Origin of the sequence: Pedobacter africanus (assembly GCF_040548825.1) — a bacterium.
Lineage (GTDB): Bacteria > Bacteroidota > Bacteroidia > Sphingobacteriales > Sphingobacteriaceae > Pedobacter > Pedobacter africanus_A.
In genome coordinates, this window is sequence record NZ_JBEPSL010000005.1 from 188845 (window position 1) to 204160 (window position 15316).

Genomic DNA, 15316 nt, shown 5'->3' on the forward strand with positions numbered 1-15316 from the left:
TTATTCTCTGAAGCCTTCGGCTATTTTATATCGTTGTTTTTCAAACTTTCTGGTGATGAAATTTATCCAGTAACCCCGCATCAGGAGCATCGACAGGCCAAACAGGGAGACAATCATCAAACCTATATAGGGTTTGTCGAGCAGACCAAACGGAATGTATATTAAAATCGGGGTCAGTGTGTAAGGGAACATCAGCAGCCACTGGTTGGCGCTAATGCCCTGGTAATTAAAAGTTGCCCCTTTGTTGATCTCCAGTCTTTTATAATTGAAGTTGGCCAGGTATAGTACCACTACCGTCCCAAAGCCTACATTGTACAGGTAGGCTGTTAAATGCAGCAGCAGTAATTTGGGGCTTAAAAACCCATAAAAGCTGGCGAGTAGTGTAATCAGGGTGCAGGCAATTGTAAAGAGCAGGAATTTGGCTTTTATAAAATCCTTAAAACGGATTTTATTGCTAAGCAAACCATCAAAATGGGCACTTTGCCAGGCAAACATGAATTGGCCGTACATCAGGATGGAAATGCCGGTCATAAAGATAGCCCCGAACATCATCTGTCCGAATGCATCTGTGGCTATTGCCTTTTGTTTATAAAAGATGAAACCATACAGCAGGAACAGAAAGCCCATGAATAGTGAGGTGCGGGAACGTTTGTGCCGTAAAATGAGTTTTAACTCTAAAGCCGCAAGTTCGCCTGTTCTGCCAAAACGGTTTAAAAAAGGATAGTCGGTACTTACCTTTTTCTCTTCTGCTGCGCTCAGTTCTTCTGTGTATAAATTTTGCCGCAGGTACCGGCTATTGATATAAAATATCACCAGGGCTGCAGCAGAAAAAAACATTGCTGTTAGTGGCTGCCTTGAAATGATACGGAAAATATAATCAGAGCCAGTCATGATAGAGATAACTTTGTAGTATTCCAGTGCGGCAAAAAGACCGATTACCGAAAGTCCGATGACCGTATACCAGATGTTTGTTATGGATTTTCGCTTGATGTACAATACCAGGTAGTTGTTAAAAAAAGTGATGGAAAGAATGGCTACGATGTACATCAGTGTTACCCAGGCTCCGTATGTGGCCATTATTTTTACGAAACAGAAAGGCAGGAACAACAGGAAAGGCCAAAGGTTAAAGGCCGAAAATAAAGCTCTGATGTTTAAGAAACTGATGATCTTGCGCTTGGGAATCTTCAGGTGAAGGTAAGGAACTATGCTTAGTGTGGGCAGTTCCTGCAGCTGCAGGCGCATGATAAAATCGAATGCAAAGTAGTATAAAATAATGCCGTTGAAACTTTTGATGATGTTCTGATCAGGAAATACCCTTGAAAGCAGCTGTGCCATTCCAAAGCCTGCGGCTAAAACTACGATCAGGAAATACAGTAAAAAAAAGATCAGCACGATCTGTGCGGCCAGGCTGCCCTTGCGGTTTCTTGAGCGCCAGAAGGCTTTCCACTGATGGTTTAAAAAGGTACCCAGCATATCAATAATTGTACTTGTTTTTCCAGTTTCTTCTCAATTGCTCCCTTAGTTTTTCTTCTGCTGGGTTTTTTCCGGGATCATATAATTTTGTGCCGGTCAGTTGTTCTGGCAGGTACTCCTGTTCTTCAAAATTCCCCTCATAGCTATGTGAATATTTATAATCCTTACCATAACCGATGTTCTTCATCAGTTTGGTAGGCGCATTACGGATGTGCAGGGGTACAGGCAGGTTCCCGGTTTGTTTAACCAATGCCTGGGCGTGGTTAATGGCTTCATATGCAGCATTGCTTTTTACAGAAGAGGCCATATAGGTAACGGCTTGTGACAGGATGATCCTGGCTTCGGGAAAACCGATCACGTTTACCGCCTGAAAACAATTGTTGGCCAGCAGCAGGGCATTGGGGTTGGCATTTCCGATATCTTCGGAGGCCAGGATCAGTAACCTGCGTGCAATAAATAAAGGATCTTCGCCACCTTCTATCATCCGGGCAAGCCAGTATACGGCGGCATTTGGGTCGCTGCCCCTTATAGATTTGATAAAGGCAGAAATGATGTCGTAATGCTGTTCACCTGCTTTATCGTACAGGGCCAGGTTCTGCTGGGCATGTTCCAGTACATTTTCGTTGGTCAGGACTATTTTACTGCCGCCGATGCCGTTGATGGCGATCTCCAGCACATTCAGTAATTTCCTGGCATCCCCTCCGGATAAACGGATCAGAGCTTCATGTTCTTTAATGGTAATTTTCTTTTCCTTCAGGACCACATCCTGTTTAATGGCCGTTTGCAGCAGTCCGGACAGTTCCGTTTCATTAAGGGCTTTCAGGATATAAACCTGGCAGCGGGAAAGCAGGGCCGAGATGACTTCAAAAGAAGGATTTTCTGTGGTGGCACCAATTAAGGTCACCAAGCCCCGTTCAACTGCCCCGAGCAGACTATCCTGCTGCGATTTGCTGAAACGGTGGATCTCGTCTATAAACAGAATGGGCAGGCCCAGAAGGCTATCTTTCAATAAAGCAGCTCGGTCGATGACATCCCTGATGTCTTTAACCCCGGAATTGATTGCACTGAGATTAAAAAAGGGGCGGTCCAGTGTTTGCGATATGATATAGGCCAAAGTGGTTTTGCCAACTCCCGGAGGGCCCCAGAATATCATTGATGGCAGCTGTCCGCTTTGTATGGCTTTTCTCAGTACGGCATCAGGCCCTACCAAATGCTGCTGCCCCACATACTCGTCCAGGTTTTGGGGACGCATACGTTCGGCTAATGGAGGGAGGTTCTGCATAAGCGTAAATATACTAAAAAAAGTAGCAAAGAAAACCCTTTATTTAGGCACTTTCTTTAGGGCCTGCTTTAGGCTTTTTCTTCCAGAACTTGCGTTTAGGCTTGCCTGCGTCATTTTTTTTAGGAAATCTGTGCGTGGACGGGCTTGTTGCCGCTTCCGAAGGGGCCGATCCCAGATGTTCCGGTAAAGGAATTCTTTCGATCTCTTTTTCGATCAGCTTTTCAATACTGCTCAGCTTCCGTTTGTCCCTGCTGTTTACCAGCGTAATCGCCGTTCCTTTGGTAGCTGCCCTTGCTGTACGGCCAATGCGGTGTACATAATCTTCTGCGTCATGGGGCACATCAAAGTTGACCACCAGGTCTATACCTTCCACATCAATACCGCGACTCAAAACATCGGTACCTATTAAGATTGGTAATTGTCTGTTCTTAAATTTCAGCAAGATGCTTTCCCTTTCTTTCTGTCCAAGGTCCGAATGAAAAGCTTCCGCCTTAAGTCCCAGGTTACGGAATACCTTGCCCAGGTTTTTAACCTTTTCTTTGGTGGAGGCAAAAATGATCACGCTTTTGTAGGTGTCTTCTTTTAAAATTCCAGTCAGCAAAGGGATTTTTTGCTCGTCGTGCACAAAGTAAATCTGCTGTAAAATGCCTTCTGCAGGTTTTGATATGGCAATGTTAACCTGTTCCGGATGCTGTAGCAGGTTTGCTGCCAGTTTCCTGATCTTCGGTGGCATAGTCGCCGAAAACATTACGGTCTGCCTTTTTTGCGGCAGATAACTCACGATGCGCATGATGTCATCATAAAAGCCCATGTCGAGCATCCTGTCGGCCTCATCGAGCACCAGGTGCTGCAATTGGTCAAGTTTTAAAACACCTGAAGAAAGGTGGGAGATTAAACGGCCCGGTGTGGCAATAATGATATCTACCCCTTCACGCATAGAGCGCTTTTGCTGTTCATAGGCAATGCCATCCCCACCTCCGTAAACCGTTAAAGAACTGATATTGGTGAAATAAGAGAGGGCTTCTACCTGCAGATCGATTTGCTGGGCAAGTTCTCTTGTAGGGGCCAGGATCAGTGTATTGTTGTGGCGGTTTTCTGTTTCAACAATCATGTTCATGATTGGTAACAGGTACGCACCGGTTTTTCCGGTTCCGGTTTGTGCGCAGGCAATCAAATCTTTCTTATTTAAAATAAGCGGAACTGCTTGCTGCTGGATTGGGGTTGCATTGCGGAAACCCATTGCTAATAACCCTTCTAACAGTTCAGGGTTAAAATTAAAATCTTTAAAATCCAATATACTTTTATCTTGTTAGTATTTTCTGTATAAAAGTAATGCTTTTATTTCTATTTATTCTTATCTGCATAACCAAACACTTTCTGAAGCAGCGAAGATGACCTTGCCCCCAGATTGTCCCTTATTTTAAGTTCTTCCTGGGCTACCTGTATAAACATGCCATCTATGGCTTTTTGGGCCACATAATCGGAAAGGTCGGTGTTCACTGGCTTTACCAGAGGTATTTTATTATACTGACCTGCTGCATCGCCCCAATATTTGGTGGCACCTACTGTAGCCAGGCTTTGGGTAATAACAGGTTTAAATTTTTCCATCAGCTGTGCAGTGGTTACCCTTTTGAAATAATTGGTAGCGGCGTCCTTACTACCCAGCAGGATATTGGTGGCATCGGTAATGGTCATTTGTTTAATGGCCGAAATAAAAATAGGCTTTGCTTCTTTGGCTGCACTCTCGGCAGCGCGGTTCAGACTCAGGATTACATTGTCGGCCAGTTTTCCCATCCCCAGGCTGCGTAAAGTTTTTTCAACTTTCTGGGCTTCCGGCGGGAAAAGGATCTTTACAGCCATATTACCAAGAAAGCCATCTTTTGCTGAAAGAAGGTCGGCCCCCCTCGAAGTGCCAATCTCCAGCGCTTCCTTAATGCCCATCCCGATTTCCAATGCGCTTGGTGTGCCTGTAGTACCTGTTGTGCTGCCGTTTTTACCGGTAACCTGTTTTAAAATATTTCCTAGTTTGATCTGGCTGTAAGCCGTGTAGGTATTTAATGATAAACCAGCCGCCAGGGCCAGGTATATTAAGCTCTTTTTCATTCCTGCTGTTTTTTGGCTGAAGATAGCAAATCTTCTGCCACCTTTGGCTCCAGCCCCGCATATTTATTGATCAGACGATTCAGGAGCTGGTTCAGGTACTCTACCTGGTAGCTTCCAACCGTAGGTTTCAGGTGACTGTTTCCTATTCCGCTGTCGTCAGTTAAGAAAACATAGGTTCCGTTGGTTCCGATGGCCATAAAACGCATTAAAAATTCTGTGCGTTTATCGATACCACTGGCAACAACCGGGATTAAGGCTATCCCACGGGAAGCCGCTTCTTTTACCGAGCGCTGGATGCTTTTTACCCTGGCGGCATCGTAATGCGGCGGGGCATCCAGGATCATGAACATGAGCCTGGCCGATGTTCCGGTTTCAGACCAGCGCTGCTGATAAATGGCATTTTCCATGGCTTCTTCTACCGCTTCTTCAAAATCGCCCCCGCCATCGGCGTACTGGTTGGCCAGGTTTCGTTTTACCTTTTGTAGGTCCTGCTCAAAACCGAAATCACGGATGACGTATTCATCACCCCTATCCCTGTAAAATACCATGGCTGTCCGGGTGTTCAATTGGTTTTTGGTATTCAGGCGGCCAATAATGTCTTCCAGCTCTGATTTCAGGTAGCTGATCTCATCGCCCATAGAGCCGGTTGCGTCGACCATAAACAGCACATCCAGGTTCCTGATTTTTTCTGCGGGCTTATCCATAGCAATGTTAACCTTGCGCGCATTTTGTGCAAATACCTTTCTGTAGATCTCCTTTCCCTCCGGACTTTCAACCGTTATCGTCAGGCCGTCTTTCCTGTTGTCGTATAAGGATGGCCATAACTCGGCCTTACCTTCAAAATTGGTTTTTGCTTTCCAAACCGGGTTCCCGTTTTGTACAGCAGTAACGGCATAGCCGATCAATGGCTGTTGCTGCTTATTGCTGAGCTCCACGCTGATGCGGTTGCTGGTATAAAAGGACCAGTACGATTGCATGTCCGACCATTCCTGGGTATTCATCAGGTTGTTCCAGAAAGGCCAGTGTTCCATGTCGTTCCATTCGCCGGCAGTAAGCTGATTTGACTGGGGTTTTGGCCTTTTTGGCCAGGGACCGGGAGCTACAGATTTTTTATCGCTTATTGCTTCAGATCTGGACCCGCGTATGGCAATGCCCGATTCTGATTTGGCTATCCCAACCGCCCTGCTTTCCAAAGCAGGGGCTGACACACTGCCGACGGTTGCTGCTTTAGCTTTGCCATATCCAATCACCACAACCTCGGCCAGCTTCGCATCACTTGCAGCCATAGATACATTAACTGTTAACCCGCCATTCAGTTTTATAATGGCGGTATTATAACCAATATAACTAAACCTCAAACTGTGTTCCCCGTCTTTTACACTGATGGAATATTTGCCATTTTTGTCGGTAACCGTTCCTGCCTTACTCAGCTGCGCAGTTACTGCAACACCCGCCAGCGGGCTGCCGCTATCCTTATCTTTTACCATTCCACTAATGGTTTTAGCGGTAAGAGGTTCAAATGCTGCAAACAGCAACATCAATACTGGGAACAAAATCTTTTTCATAGCCGTTGTTTTGGACTTATGATGTCAGCTTTGCAGAAATTCCATACCAGTGTCAAAAAATATTTTTATACTTGGGCAGCCGTTACCGGTTTACAGCTTACGATTGGACATCACCTATGTTTTAAACAGCCCTTGAGATTTATAAAGAATAACGCCCGGATACAGGAGCAGGACGATGCTGCTTTGATTGCGCACTACAAAAGCAGTGGCAACCTGGAGGCATTGGGTACACTTTATAACCGCTATATGCACCTGGTATTTGGGGTGTGTTTAAATTATCTGAAGGATGAGGAACAGAGCAAAGATGCGGTAATGCAGATTTTTGAAGAGCTGGTATTGAAACTGAAGATCCACGAGGTGCAGAATTTCAAAAGCTGGCTGCATGTGCTCACCCGGAACCATTGCCTGATGGCCATTCGCAAACAATCTAAGCACAATACGGTTTCAATAGACGATACTTTTGTGGAAAACAGGGATTTTGTGCATCTTGATATGGATGATACAAAAGAGAAGAAGCTGACCGTGATGGAAAAATGTATGGAAACGCTTTCTGTGGAGCAGCGCATCAGTGTTGATCTGTTTTACCTGCAGGAGAAATGTTATAAGGAAGTAGCAGACATTACAGGCTACGAAATGGTTAAGGTGAAGAGTTACATTCAGAACGGGAAAAGAAATCTTAAAATTTGTATAGAGAAGAACAGCAGTGAATAAGGATTGGTTAGATATCGGTGTTTTAGAGGATTACCTGGACGGTAAGCTGGATGCTAAAACCATGAACAGGGTAGAACGCGAAGCGCTTGAAGATCCTTTCGTGGCCGAGGCCCTGGCCGGTCTGAGCGAGTCGCCAAAACGTTCCCTGCAGTCGCTGTCATTGCTCCAGAAACAGCTGCAGGAAAGGATCGCAGAACAGCATACCCTAAAGAAAACCGCTGTGGTTACCTGGCAGCGTTTAAGTATTGCGGCTGCAGCAGCGGTGATGTTTATTGCGGTGAGTGTGATGTTCTGGATGCGCGAAAACAACCTTCAGAAAGAACTGGCGGGCAGGGCCAAAAAAGTAGATGTAACCATCTCAGCAGAAAATTCTGTTGCTGCGGCTGATACTCCTCCTGCAGTAGGAGCTGCGCCGGTTCCGGAAGTTGAAAATGCAGATCAGGTTGAGGTAAAAGAAAAGGAAATTGAAAAGGCGATAAATGCGGCGAAAACCAATACCTATGCATCCAGAACCAAAGCCAAACCAGTTATCGCGCAGGCCAGAGCTGCTTCAGAACCCGCGCCTCAGCAACTCAATGAAGTTGCAGTGGTGGGATTTGGGGTCCAACGAAAACAGAGCATGACGGGTTCCGTATCATCATTTGCTGCTTCCCCACTGTCAAATGTATTGACTGGAAGGGTAGTGGCCCAGGACGATGGGAAGCCTTTGCCTGGGGTGTCGGTAAGTATGCGGGGAACCAATGTCAGTACGGTTACCGATAACAATGGCGAATTTAAGATCAGTGCGGATACTTCCGTTAAAGCGGCAATTCTCCGTGCAAATTATATTGGTTTTAACGGTACCGAGATGCTTGCAAAAGCAAATCTGCCGGTAAACATTGCATTGAGCCCGAACAACCAGCAATTAAATGAAGTGGTGGTTACAGGATTTGGTAAAAAGAAAGAACGGACTACGGATAACGGGCAGATTGAAGAGGCTTTGAACGGAAAAGTTGCGGGGATTCAGATCCGGGGCATGAACTCTATAGCAAAAACTACCGCAAAGCTGGCTTCAAATCCTGTCGGGGGTTGGGATAAGCTGTTTGACTACATCAAAGCAAATAATGCTTTTACCGATGAGCCTGCAACAGGTCAGCAGGTTGAACTGAGCTTTAAGATTGACCGGAAGGGGAATCCGAAGGATATAGAGATCATCAAAGGTGCAGACAGCAAATATGAACAGGAGGCCATCAGGTTGCTCATTAACGGGCCCAAATGGGAAAAGCCGGAGAATGCCCGCGAGCGGATGACTTTTACCATAAACTTCTAAACAAAAATGCCCGGTGTCTAAACACCGGGCATTTTTGTGAGTATATCAATAAAACCTTCTGCTTAAAAGAACAGGTGGATAATGCTGAAAACGATGGCAGCAAGTGTAGCTGAAACAGGGATGGTTAACACCCATGCCCATAACAGGCTTACGGTAACGCCCCATCTTACTGCAGATACCCTTTTTAGCAAACCAACACCTACAATAGATCCGGTAATGGTATGTGTGGTAGAAACCGGGATACCAAAATGCTCTGTAATACCCAAAGTCACGGCACCTGCGGATTCGGCCGCAACACCCTCAAAAGCATTTACCTTGGTAATTTTTGATCCCATGGTTTTCACAATTTTCCAGCCGCCACTCATGGTTCCAAGTGCAATTGCCGCGTAACAGGAAATCGGTACCCATTCCGGCATCGCATCACCGGAGTTTAGCTGATTGCCAGCTACCATGGCTACATAAATGATACCCATAACCTTCTGGGCATCGTTACCACCATGGGTGAAGCTTAGTGCTGCAGATGAGATCAGCTGCAGGCGTTTAAACCATTTTTCGGCTACCGAAGGTCTTGCATTTTTAGAGATGTGTAAAATAATAATAGAGATGATCACCGAGATCACCATACCGATAACCGGCGCCAGCACAATAAAGGCCACAACCTTTAATATAGGGGCCAGATTGATAGCCGACATTACGCCTGCACCCAGTGAAGCTGCTTTTGCCATACCTGCACCTGCAAAACCACCGATAAGGGTATGCGAGGAGCTGGATGGAATACCAAACCACCAGGTAAAAAGGTTCCAGGTGATGGCCGCTAAAAGACCGGCCAGAATGACTTCCAGGGTAATAAAGTTCTCTGCTACCGTTTTGGCAATGGTGTTGGCTACTTTATGGTCTGTAAAATAAAAATATGCGGCAAAGTTGAATACTGCCGCCCACAGTACCGCCTGGAAAGGCGAGAGTACTTTTGTGGATACAATGGTTGCAATGGAGTTTGCAGCATCGTGAAAACCGTTTATATAATCGAAGGCAATAGCCAGGACGATTACAATAACCAGTAACGTAAATGTAGATACCATTTTTTAAGCTTTAAGCATTCTTTACCAAAATAGATTCCAGCACATTTGCTGCATCCTCACATTTATCTGTAGCCAGTTCAAGGGTCTGCAGTACTTCTTTTTGTCTGATCAGTTCGATGGCATTGGTCTCAAATTCAAACAAACGGGCAATCGCCAGGTTACATACGTAATCGGCCTGGTTTTCCCCGCTGTTGATCCTGACACAGGCATCAGCAATTACACGGATATTTTTAAAACTTCTCAGTTCTTTAATCGCTTTTTCAAGGTCGGTACACATTTCAACCAGCAATTCAGCCAGCTTGATCATGGCGTCACCAATATTGGTTACATTGTACAACTCAATATTACTTGCCGATGCATGGATGTAATCTGCAATGTCATCAACCGCACTGGCCAGGGCATGAATGTCTTCCCTGTCGAAAGGCGTAATGAAGTTTTTACTTAATTCAAGAAAAATTGAATGGGTGATGTCGTCACCAACGTGTTCCAGACGCTCCACTTCTTTGATGTGCTCTTTCCTTTTTTCCAGATCGGTAGCACTCAGTGCAAGCAGCAGGGCCTGTGAAATTTTCAATACATTGCTTCCTGCCTGCTCAAATAGTGGCTGAAATTTCTTGTCTTTAGGGGTAAAGAACTTAAAAATGCTATTCATATTAATTTAAAATATGATGCAAAAGTATGAGAGTAATGTTAAGTTAGTGTTAAGTGTTAAGTTATTTTTGAAAATGTAGCTTGTTGTTAACCAATCTTTTCAAGTGTGAAAGCAAAAGTCGTCCCGATTTGCAGCGTGCTCCTTACCGTGATGATCTGTTCATGGGCTTCCAGGATATGTTTTACAATAGCCAGCCCCAGGCCGGTGCCACCTTCTTCCCGCGACCTGTGGGAATCTATGCGGTAAAAGCGTTCGAACAGGCGCGACAGGTGTTTTTCGTCTATGCCTATCCCGTCATCCGTTACCTCTATCAGGTACTGGTCGTGCAGTTCAAAGATCTTAATGGCAGTAGAACCCTGTTCTTTACCATATTTTAAGGAATTGTGGATCAGGTTGATCATGACCTGCCTGATCTTTTCCCGGTCGGCCCTTACAAATGCGGGATGGGTGTATTTATCTTTGAAGGAAAGCTTGATGTTCCGTTTTTGGGCGCTGTCTTCCAGTCCTTCCATTACTTCTTTGGCCAGCAGTACAAAATCAAACTTCTCATAATTGATCGGGATCTCGCCGGTTTCCAGCTTCGATATGGAGTCCAGGTCGGTAATGAGGTAACTCAGCCGTTCCACATTTTTTTCAGCTTTATCCAGAAACTTAGCCGCCATCTCCGGATCATCGGTCAGGCAGTCCTGTAAAGTTTCAATATAGCCCTGTATGGCAAACAAGGGGGTCTTAAACTCGTGCGAAACATTTGATAAAAACTCTCTTCTGAACTGTTCCTGTTTTTTCAGGATCTCAATTTCACGTTTTTTGGCACCTGCCCATTCCTTTACTTCCTGTTCCACATCATTAATAGGATCGGAACTCACATACTCGCCCAATGCATCTTTCAGGTCTTTGCCCAGTTTCAGGTTATGGATCATTTTGTAGATCAGCACGATCTTGGAATAGATATATTTTTCGAGCAGGTAATAGAAAACAATGAAACTGGTGATAAAAGTTACCACAAAAGAGATCAGCATAAAATACCAGCTTTGCTGGAAATAGAAATTAACCAGGCCTATAGATAAGCCCACTGCGAAGGCAGCAATTAATACAAGGACACTTAATTTCATTACAAAAGCTTTAAACAAACGGCCCTGTCCGTTTCGGACCAATTTACAAGATTAATGTGATATGAATGTTTTTTCTGTAAGATATTTCCAATATCTTTTTGGAACATGCTGAACATGCAGCCTGGTGTTTTTGCGTGCGGCAATATTTGTACTTTTAAAGTAGTTCTTCCATAGCATGGCGTAAAGGCTTTCTTTTTCATCGCCCAGGTGTTGTGCTGGTTTCTGCAGCAGCTTTTCACTTTCGGGTTCCAGCTGAACCTCCTCAACAGTGTCCAGGTTATAGTGCAGGCCATAGTGTCTTTTGATATCGTATATGATCCATTGCTGGTCTGCATAACGATTTTTGAAATGAAACAGCAGTAAGGGCAGCACATTGAAGTCGGGATCTATAGCGCAATAGAAAATGCCGTCTGCGGCATGTTGAAAACGGATAAATGCTTCCATGCGGTGTTTTTCACGTTCCACTTTTTTTGCCATTTGCGCAAGGGCCAGTACATGGGGGTTCCCGTAATTGCCTTCGGCACCCTGGGGATGTGTGAAGATATAGCAGGCAAAAGAAAACAGGCTTTGATAAGCCGCTGCATCTTCCGATAGAAAAGTGCAATAAAAGCGTCTTATCCAGTCTTTGGGCAGTCGTTTTTCCAGGCCTTTCCAAACTCTTGCGGCCTTTTGCTGGTCGGAATAGACGCTAAAGCATTCCGTAAAAGCGTCGGGCTGGTAGACCTGTTTTGTTTTTAACAATACTCCGCCAGGCTTGCGCTCAAACCAATCGAATACTGCACAAAGGAGTCCTTCAAAGCTTCCATCAAATACGTAGGTCATAGTCAGGTTTTTCAGAATAATGCCAGTTGTTTCAGGTCGTTTTTAAGGTATTTACTTTGACTTTCCGCCAGGATAAATGATTTGATCTGGGTAGCCTGGTAATCTCTTAACTGATAGGGTGTATCTGCACAGCAGATAAAGTGCCGGGCCTTATTGTAGGCGATGCCAATTTTCTTCAGCTGGTCTGACCTCAGCTTCCCGAACTTACGGGCCTGCACAATCTTCAGGGCAGAACTTAGCCCTATACCAGGAATGCGGAGTATCATCTTATAGGCGGCCGTGTTGATGTCCACAGGAAAGTACTGCAGGTTCCGGAGCGCCCAGCTTAATTTGGGGTCTATATCTGCATCCAGATGGGGGTTGGCATCATTGAGCAGTTCATTTACATGAAAACCATAAAAACGCATCAGCCAATCGGTTTGGTATAACCTGTTTTCCCTGACCAGCGGCGGCGGCGACCCCAGGAGTGGAAGGCGCTGGTCGTTACTGATAGGAATATAGCCAGAGTAGTAAACCCTTTTCAACGAAAATTCCTTGTAAAATGCTGCGGCAGTGTGCATAATGTCTTTGTCTGTTTCGGCGCTTGCCCCAACGACCATTTGCGTGCTTTGTCCGGCAGGAACAAAGACCGGGATGCTTTTGATCAGCTTCCTCTCATCCTTATATTGTACAATCTGCTGCTGTACCAGGCCTAATGGCTTTTTAACGTCTTCATGGCTTTTTTCGGGGGCAAGTAACTTCAGCCCGCTCGCGGTAGGCATTTCGAGGTTAATACTCATCCTGTCTGCATACAAACCCGCTTCTCTTACTAATTCTTCACTGGCGCCGGGAATGGTTTTCAGATGTATATAGCCGTTAAAACGTTCCTCCAGCCGTAGCTTTTTTACAATCCTGAGCAATCGCTCCATGGTAAAGTCAGCATTTTTAAAAATGCCGGAGCTCAGGAAAAGGCCTTCGATAAAATTGCGCCGGTAAAAGTTAATGGTCAGGGAAACCACTTCTTCAACCGTAAAAGCTGCCCGGGCAATATTGTTGCTCTTTCTGGAAACACAAAAAGCGCAATCGTAAATGCAATGGTTGGTGAGCAGGATCTTTAGCAGGGATACACAACGCCCGTCTTCAGTATAAGTATGGCATATGCCTGATTTGTGGCTGTCGCCCAGGCCTTTATTGTCATTCTTTCTTGTCCCGCCGCTCGATGAACACGACACATCATATTTTGCTGCATCGGCCAGTATGTTTAGTTTTTCCCTTATTCTCTCAGACATAACCACTATCTTTGCTAACAAATATAGTAATTTTGCTAAATATAATGGTTTTTGTTCGGGTTAAACTTCAGCGTAAAACTGTTCCAGGTAAGCCAGCATAAAATCATGCCGCTGCTGTGCCATTTTTTTTCCTTCATCCGTCTTCATCAGGTCTTTCAGCCTTAGCAGTTTTTCATAAAAATGATTGATGGTAGGGGCGGTACTTTTCTTGTACTCTTCCTTGCTCATGTTCAGGTTGGGCTTGATGTTGGGATCGTACAATACCCGGTTTTTATAACCCCCGTAAGTAAAGGCACGCGCTATGCCAATGGCGCCTATGGCATCCAGGCGGTCGGCATCCTGTACCACGTCCAGTTCTTTGGAGGAAAAGCTGATCTCACCCAGACTCGCCTTATAACTCAGGTTCCGGATAATCTGCTGTACATGTTCTACCACGGCGTCGGGCAGGTTAATGGACCGCATAAAATCACCCGCTATACGGGGGCCTATTTCCTCATCACCGTTATTGAACTTGGCATCTGCAATGTCATGCAGCAGAGCCGCCAGTGCTACGATCAGTTCGTCTGCCTGTTCAATGGCGTTAATGCGGACTGCATTTTTATATACCCGTTCAATATGGAACCAGTCGTGACCGGCCTCAGCATCGGCAAGTGTGGCTTTTACAAAGGCTATGGTTTGTTCGATAGTAGCATGCATAGCATAATAGCTTATCGTTTCGGACGCTCTTCGTCAGGTCTGCGGCTTCCATCGTACAGTTCGTACTCCAGCATGCGGCAGTCGAGTTTCCCGTTATAAAATTCAACTTTACGGTCGGCTTTCAGCCCGATTTTTTTGGCCAGATCAGGGTTTCCTGTAAAGATATAGCCAAAATACCCTTTACAATGCTGTTTCATGAAATCGCCCATGCGTTTATAAGTGGCCTCCAGTTTGGAATGTACTCCTAAACGTTCTCCATATTCGGGGTTAAAAACCACTACACCTTTTCCGGTATCGGGTACCGGGGTATCGGCAAAGTCGCAGACCTCAAAAGTAATCAGCGTATCTACACCAGCTGTTTTGGCATTTTTACGACTTACCTCTACCGCATCTTCAGATAAATCAGTAGCAATGATCTGCAGCGCTGCATTTTTGATCACCTGATCTTTAAGGATCCGTCTTTCTGCAAAAAATACCTGCTCATCATAACCCGAGATGTGCATGAAACCATAGTTCATACGGAAAAGGCCGGGGCGGCGGTTGGTCGCAATTAATGCCGCTTCAATGGCCAGGGTTCCGGATCCGCACATGGGATTTACAAAAGGTGATTTCTGGTCCCATTTGGTAGCCATCACCACACTTGCGGCCAGGGCTTCCAGCATAGGGGCTTTTCCCGGAATCTTGCGGTAACCATGTTTGGCCAGGGTTTCGCCCGAGGTATCTATAAATATGGACGCTTCGCTGTCTTTCCAGTACAAATGCACCACGGCTTTGTTGGCATCCGGTCCCGAATTGGGGCGCATGCCTTTTTGAGCTTTAATGCGGTCAACAATAGCGTCCTTAACTTTTAAGTTTGCAAAAAGCGGGGTGGTAATATTGGGGTTATCCACATTTGAGGTTACAGAAAAGTAACCCGAGAAGTCGATCAGTTCTTCCCATGGCATTTCCGACAGTTCGCTGTACAACTCATCAGGTGTATTGGCGCTGAAGTTTTTCAGGCAGTACAGGATCTGGCTTGCACACCTCAGGTTTAAATTGAGTTTAATACATTCCGTCAGGGTGATGTTGAGTTCTAGCCCGGTTGGAAAATCCCTGACAATGTCGTAGTTCAGGGCTTTAAGCTCTTCCTGAAGGTAGGGGGAAAGGCGCTTGTTACAGGTGATGATCACCTTGCTTTTGGTGTGGAAAACTTGCATAATTAATTCTGCGAAGTTATCAATAAAAATATAGAGATTTGAACTTCG

The 15316-nt window shown here is 45.3% G+C and carries 14 protein-coding genes; 2 read left to right on the plus strand and 12 right to left on the minus strand.

Annotated features, from left to right (window positions below):
• From ABIE26_RS22620 to ABIE26_RS22640, 5 genes are read right to left on the minus strand one after another with little or no spacing between them, the layout of a single operon-like run.
• The gene (locus ABIE26_RS22620) at positions 1 to 1473 is read right to left on the minus strand and encodes a DUF5687 family protein (protein WP_310146015.1); all 1473 of its coding nucleotides are present in this window, start codon (positions 1471 to 1473) and stop codon (positions 1 to 3) included.
• Position 1474: 1 nt separating this feature from the next.
• Positions 1475 to 2755, minus strand: a complete 1281-nt coding sequence (locus ABIE26_RS22625; protein ID WP_310146014.1) for a replication-associated recombination protein A — start codon at positions 2753 to 2755, stop codon at positions 1475 to 1477.
• A 43-nt stretch (positions 2756 to 2798) separates the two neighbouring features.
• Positions 2799 to 4049, minus strand: coding sequence for a DEAD/DEAH box helicase (locus ABIE26_RS22630; RefSeq protein ID WP_310146013.1), 1251 nt, complete (start codon positions 4047 to 4049; stop codon positions 2799 to 2801).
• A gap of 50 nt (positions 4050 to 4099) precedes the next feature.
• Positions 4100 to 4858 carry a DUF4197 domain-containing protein gene (locus ABIE26_RS22635; RefSeq protein ID WP_310146012.1) on the minus strand — a complete coding sequence of 253 codons (759 nt, stop codon included), beginning with the start codon at positions 4856 to 4858 and terminating at the stop codon, positions 4100 to 4102.
• Positions 4855 to 6423, minus strand: a complete 1569-nt coding sequence (locus ABIE26_RS22640; protein WP_310146011.1) for a vWA domain-containing protein — start codon at positions 6421 to 6423, stop codon at positions 4855 to 4857. The genes ABIE26_RS22635 and ABIE26_RS22640 overlap by 4 nt, the downstream gene beginning before the upstream one ends.
• 132 nt (positions 6424 to 6555) lie before the next feature.
• On the opposite strand from ABIE26_RS22640, the gene ABIE26_RS22645 reads away from it, so the two are divergent.
• Both ABIE26_RS22645 and ABIE26_RS22650 read left to right on the plus strand, forming a co-directional pair.
• The gene (locus ABIE26_RS22645; protein ID WP_310146010.1) at positions 6556 to 7134 is read left to right on the plus strand and encodes an RNA polymerase sigma factor; all 579 of its coding nucleotides are present in this window, start codon (positions 6556 to 6558) and stop codon (positions 7132 to 7134) included.
• On the plus strand, positions 7127 to 8443 hold the full coding sequence (locus tag ABIE26_RS22650) for a carboxypeptidase-like regulatory domain-containing protein (protein WP_310146009.1): 1317 nt from the start codon (positions 7127 to 7129) through the stop codon (positions 8441 to 8443). Before ABIE26_RS22645 ends, ABIE26_RS22650 begins: the two co-directional genes overlap by 8 nt.
• A 62-nt stretch (positions 8444 to 8505) precedes the next feature.
• Here ABIE26_RS22650 and ABIE26_RS22655 read toward each other — a convergent pair whose 3' ends face one another.
• From ABIE26_RS22655 to ABIE26_RS22685, 7 genes are all read right to left on the minus strand, one after another.
• Complete coding sequence (locus ABIE26_RS22655) at positions 8506 to 9522, minus strand: inorganic phosphate transporter (protein ID WP_310146008.1); 1017 nt, start codon at positions 9520 to 9522, stop codon at positions 8506 to 8508.
• 10 nt (positions 9523 to 9532) lie between these two features.
• Positions 9533 to 10174: a DUF47 domain-containing protein gene (locus ABIE26_RS22660; protein WP_310146007.1), complete on the minus strand. Its 642-nt coding sequence runs from the start codon at positions 10172 to 10174 to the stop codon at positions 9533 to 9535.
• 86 nt (positions 10175 to 10260) lie between these two features.
• Complete coding sequence (locus ABIE26_RS22665) at positions 10261 to 11286, minus strand: sensor histidine kinase (RefSeq protein ID WP_310146006.1); 1026 nt, start codon at positions 11284 to 11286, stop codon at positions 10261 to 10263.
• Between the two features lie 51 nt (positions 11287 to 11337).
• Entirely contained in the window at positions 11338 to 12108 is a 771-nt protein-coding gene (locus ABIE26_RS22670) for a TIGR03915 family putative DNA repair protein (RefSeq protein WP_310146005.1), read from the minus strand.
• A gap of 11 nt (positions 12109 to 12119) precedes the next feature.
• Positions 12120 to 13376 carry a putative DNA modification/repair radical SAM protein gene (locus ABIE26_RS22675; protein WP_310146004.1) on the minus strand — a complete coding sequence of 419 codons (1257 nt, stop codon included), beginning with the start codon at positions 13374 to 13376 and terminating at the stop codon, positions 12120 to 12122.
• 60 nt (positions 13377 to 13436) lie between these two features.
• Positions 13437 to 14072, minus strand: a complete 636-nt coding sequence (locus ABIE26_RS22680) for an HD domain-containing protein (protein WP_310146003.1) — start codon at positions 14070 to 14072, stop codon at positions 13437 to 13439.
• 11 nt (positions 14073 to 14083) lie between these two features.
• Positions 14084 to 15268 carry a THUMP domain-containing class I SAM-dependent RNA methyltransferase gene (locus tag ABIE26_RS22685; protein WP_310146002.1) on the minus strand — a complete coding sequence of 395 codons (1185 nt, stop codon included), beginning with the start codon at positions 15266 to 15268 and terminating at the stop codon, positions 14084 to 14086.
• Positions 15269 to 15316 lie beyond the last annotated feature (48 nt).

Excerpts from the sequence above, each read along its gene's own strand:
- ABIE26_RS22620 (WP_310146015.1), bottom strand. The coding sequence starts at position 1,473 with ATGCTGGGTACCTTTTTAAACCATCAGTGGAAAGCCTTCTGGCGCTCA.
- ABIE26_RS22625 (WP_310146014.1), bottom strand. The coding sequence starts at position 2,755 with ATGCAGAACCTCCCTCCATTAGCCGAACGTATGCGTCCCCAAAACCTG.
- ABIE26_RS22635 (WP_310146012.1), bottom strand. The coding sequence starts at position 4,858 with ATGAAAAAGAGCTTAATATACCTGGCCCTGGCGGCTGGTTTATCATTA.
- ABIE26_RS22640 (WP_310146011.1), bottom strand. The coding sequence starts at position 6,423 with ATGAAAAAGATTTTGTTCCCAGTATTGATGTTGCTGTTTGCAGCATTT.
- ABIE26_RS22655 (WP_310146008.1), bottom strand. The coding sequence starts at position 9,522 with ATGGTATCTACATTTACGTTACTGGTTATTGTAATCGTCCTGGCTATT.
- ABIE26_RS22660 (WP_310146007.1), bottom strand. The coding sequence starts at position 10,174 with ATGAATAGCATTTTTAAGTTCTTTACCCCTAAAGACAAGAAATTTCAG.
- ABIE26_RS22665 (WP_310146006.1), bottom strand. The coding sequence starts at position 11,286 with ATGAAATTAAGTGTCCTTGTATTAATTGCTGCCTTCGCAGTGGGCTTA.
- ABIE26_RS22670 (WP_310146005.1), bottom strand. The coding sequence starts at position 12,108 with ATGACCTACGTATTTGATGGAAGCTTTGAAGGACTCCTTTGTGCAGTA.
- ABIE26_RS22675 (WP_310146004.1), bottom strand. The coding sequence starts at position 13,376 with ATGTCTGAGAGAATAAGGGAAAAACTAAACATACTGGCCGATGCAGCA.
- ABIE26_RS22680 (WP_310146003.1), bottom strand. The coding sequence starts at position 14,072 with ATGCATGCTACTATCGAACAAACCATAGCCTTTGTAAAAGCCACACTT.
- ABIE26_RS22685 (WP_310146002.1), bottom strand. The coding sequence starts at position 15,268 with ATGCAAGTTTTCCACACCAAAAGCAAGGTGATCATCACCTGTAACAAG.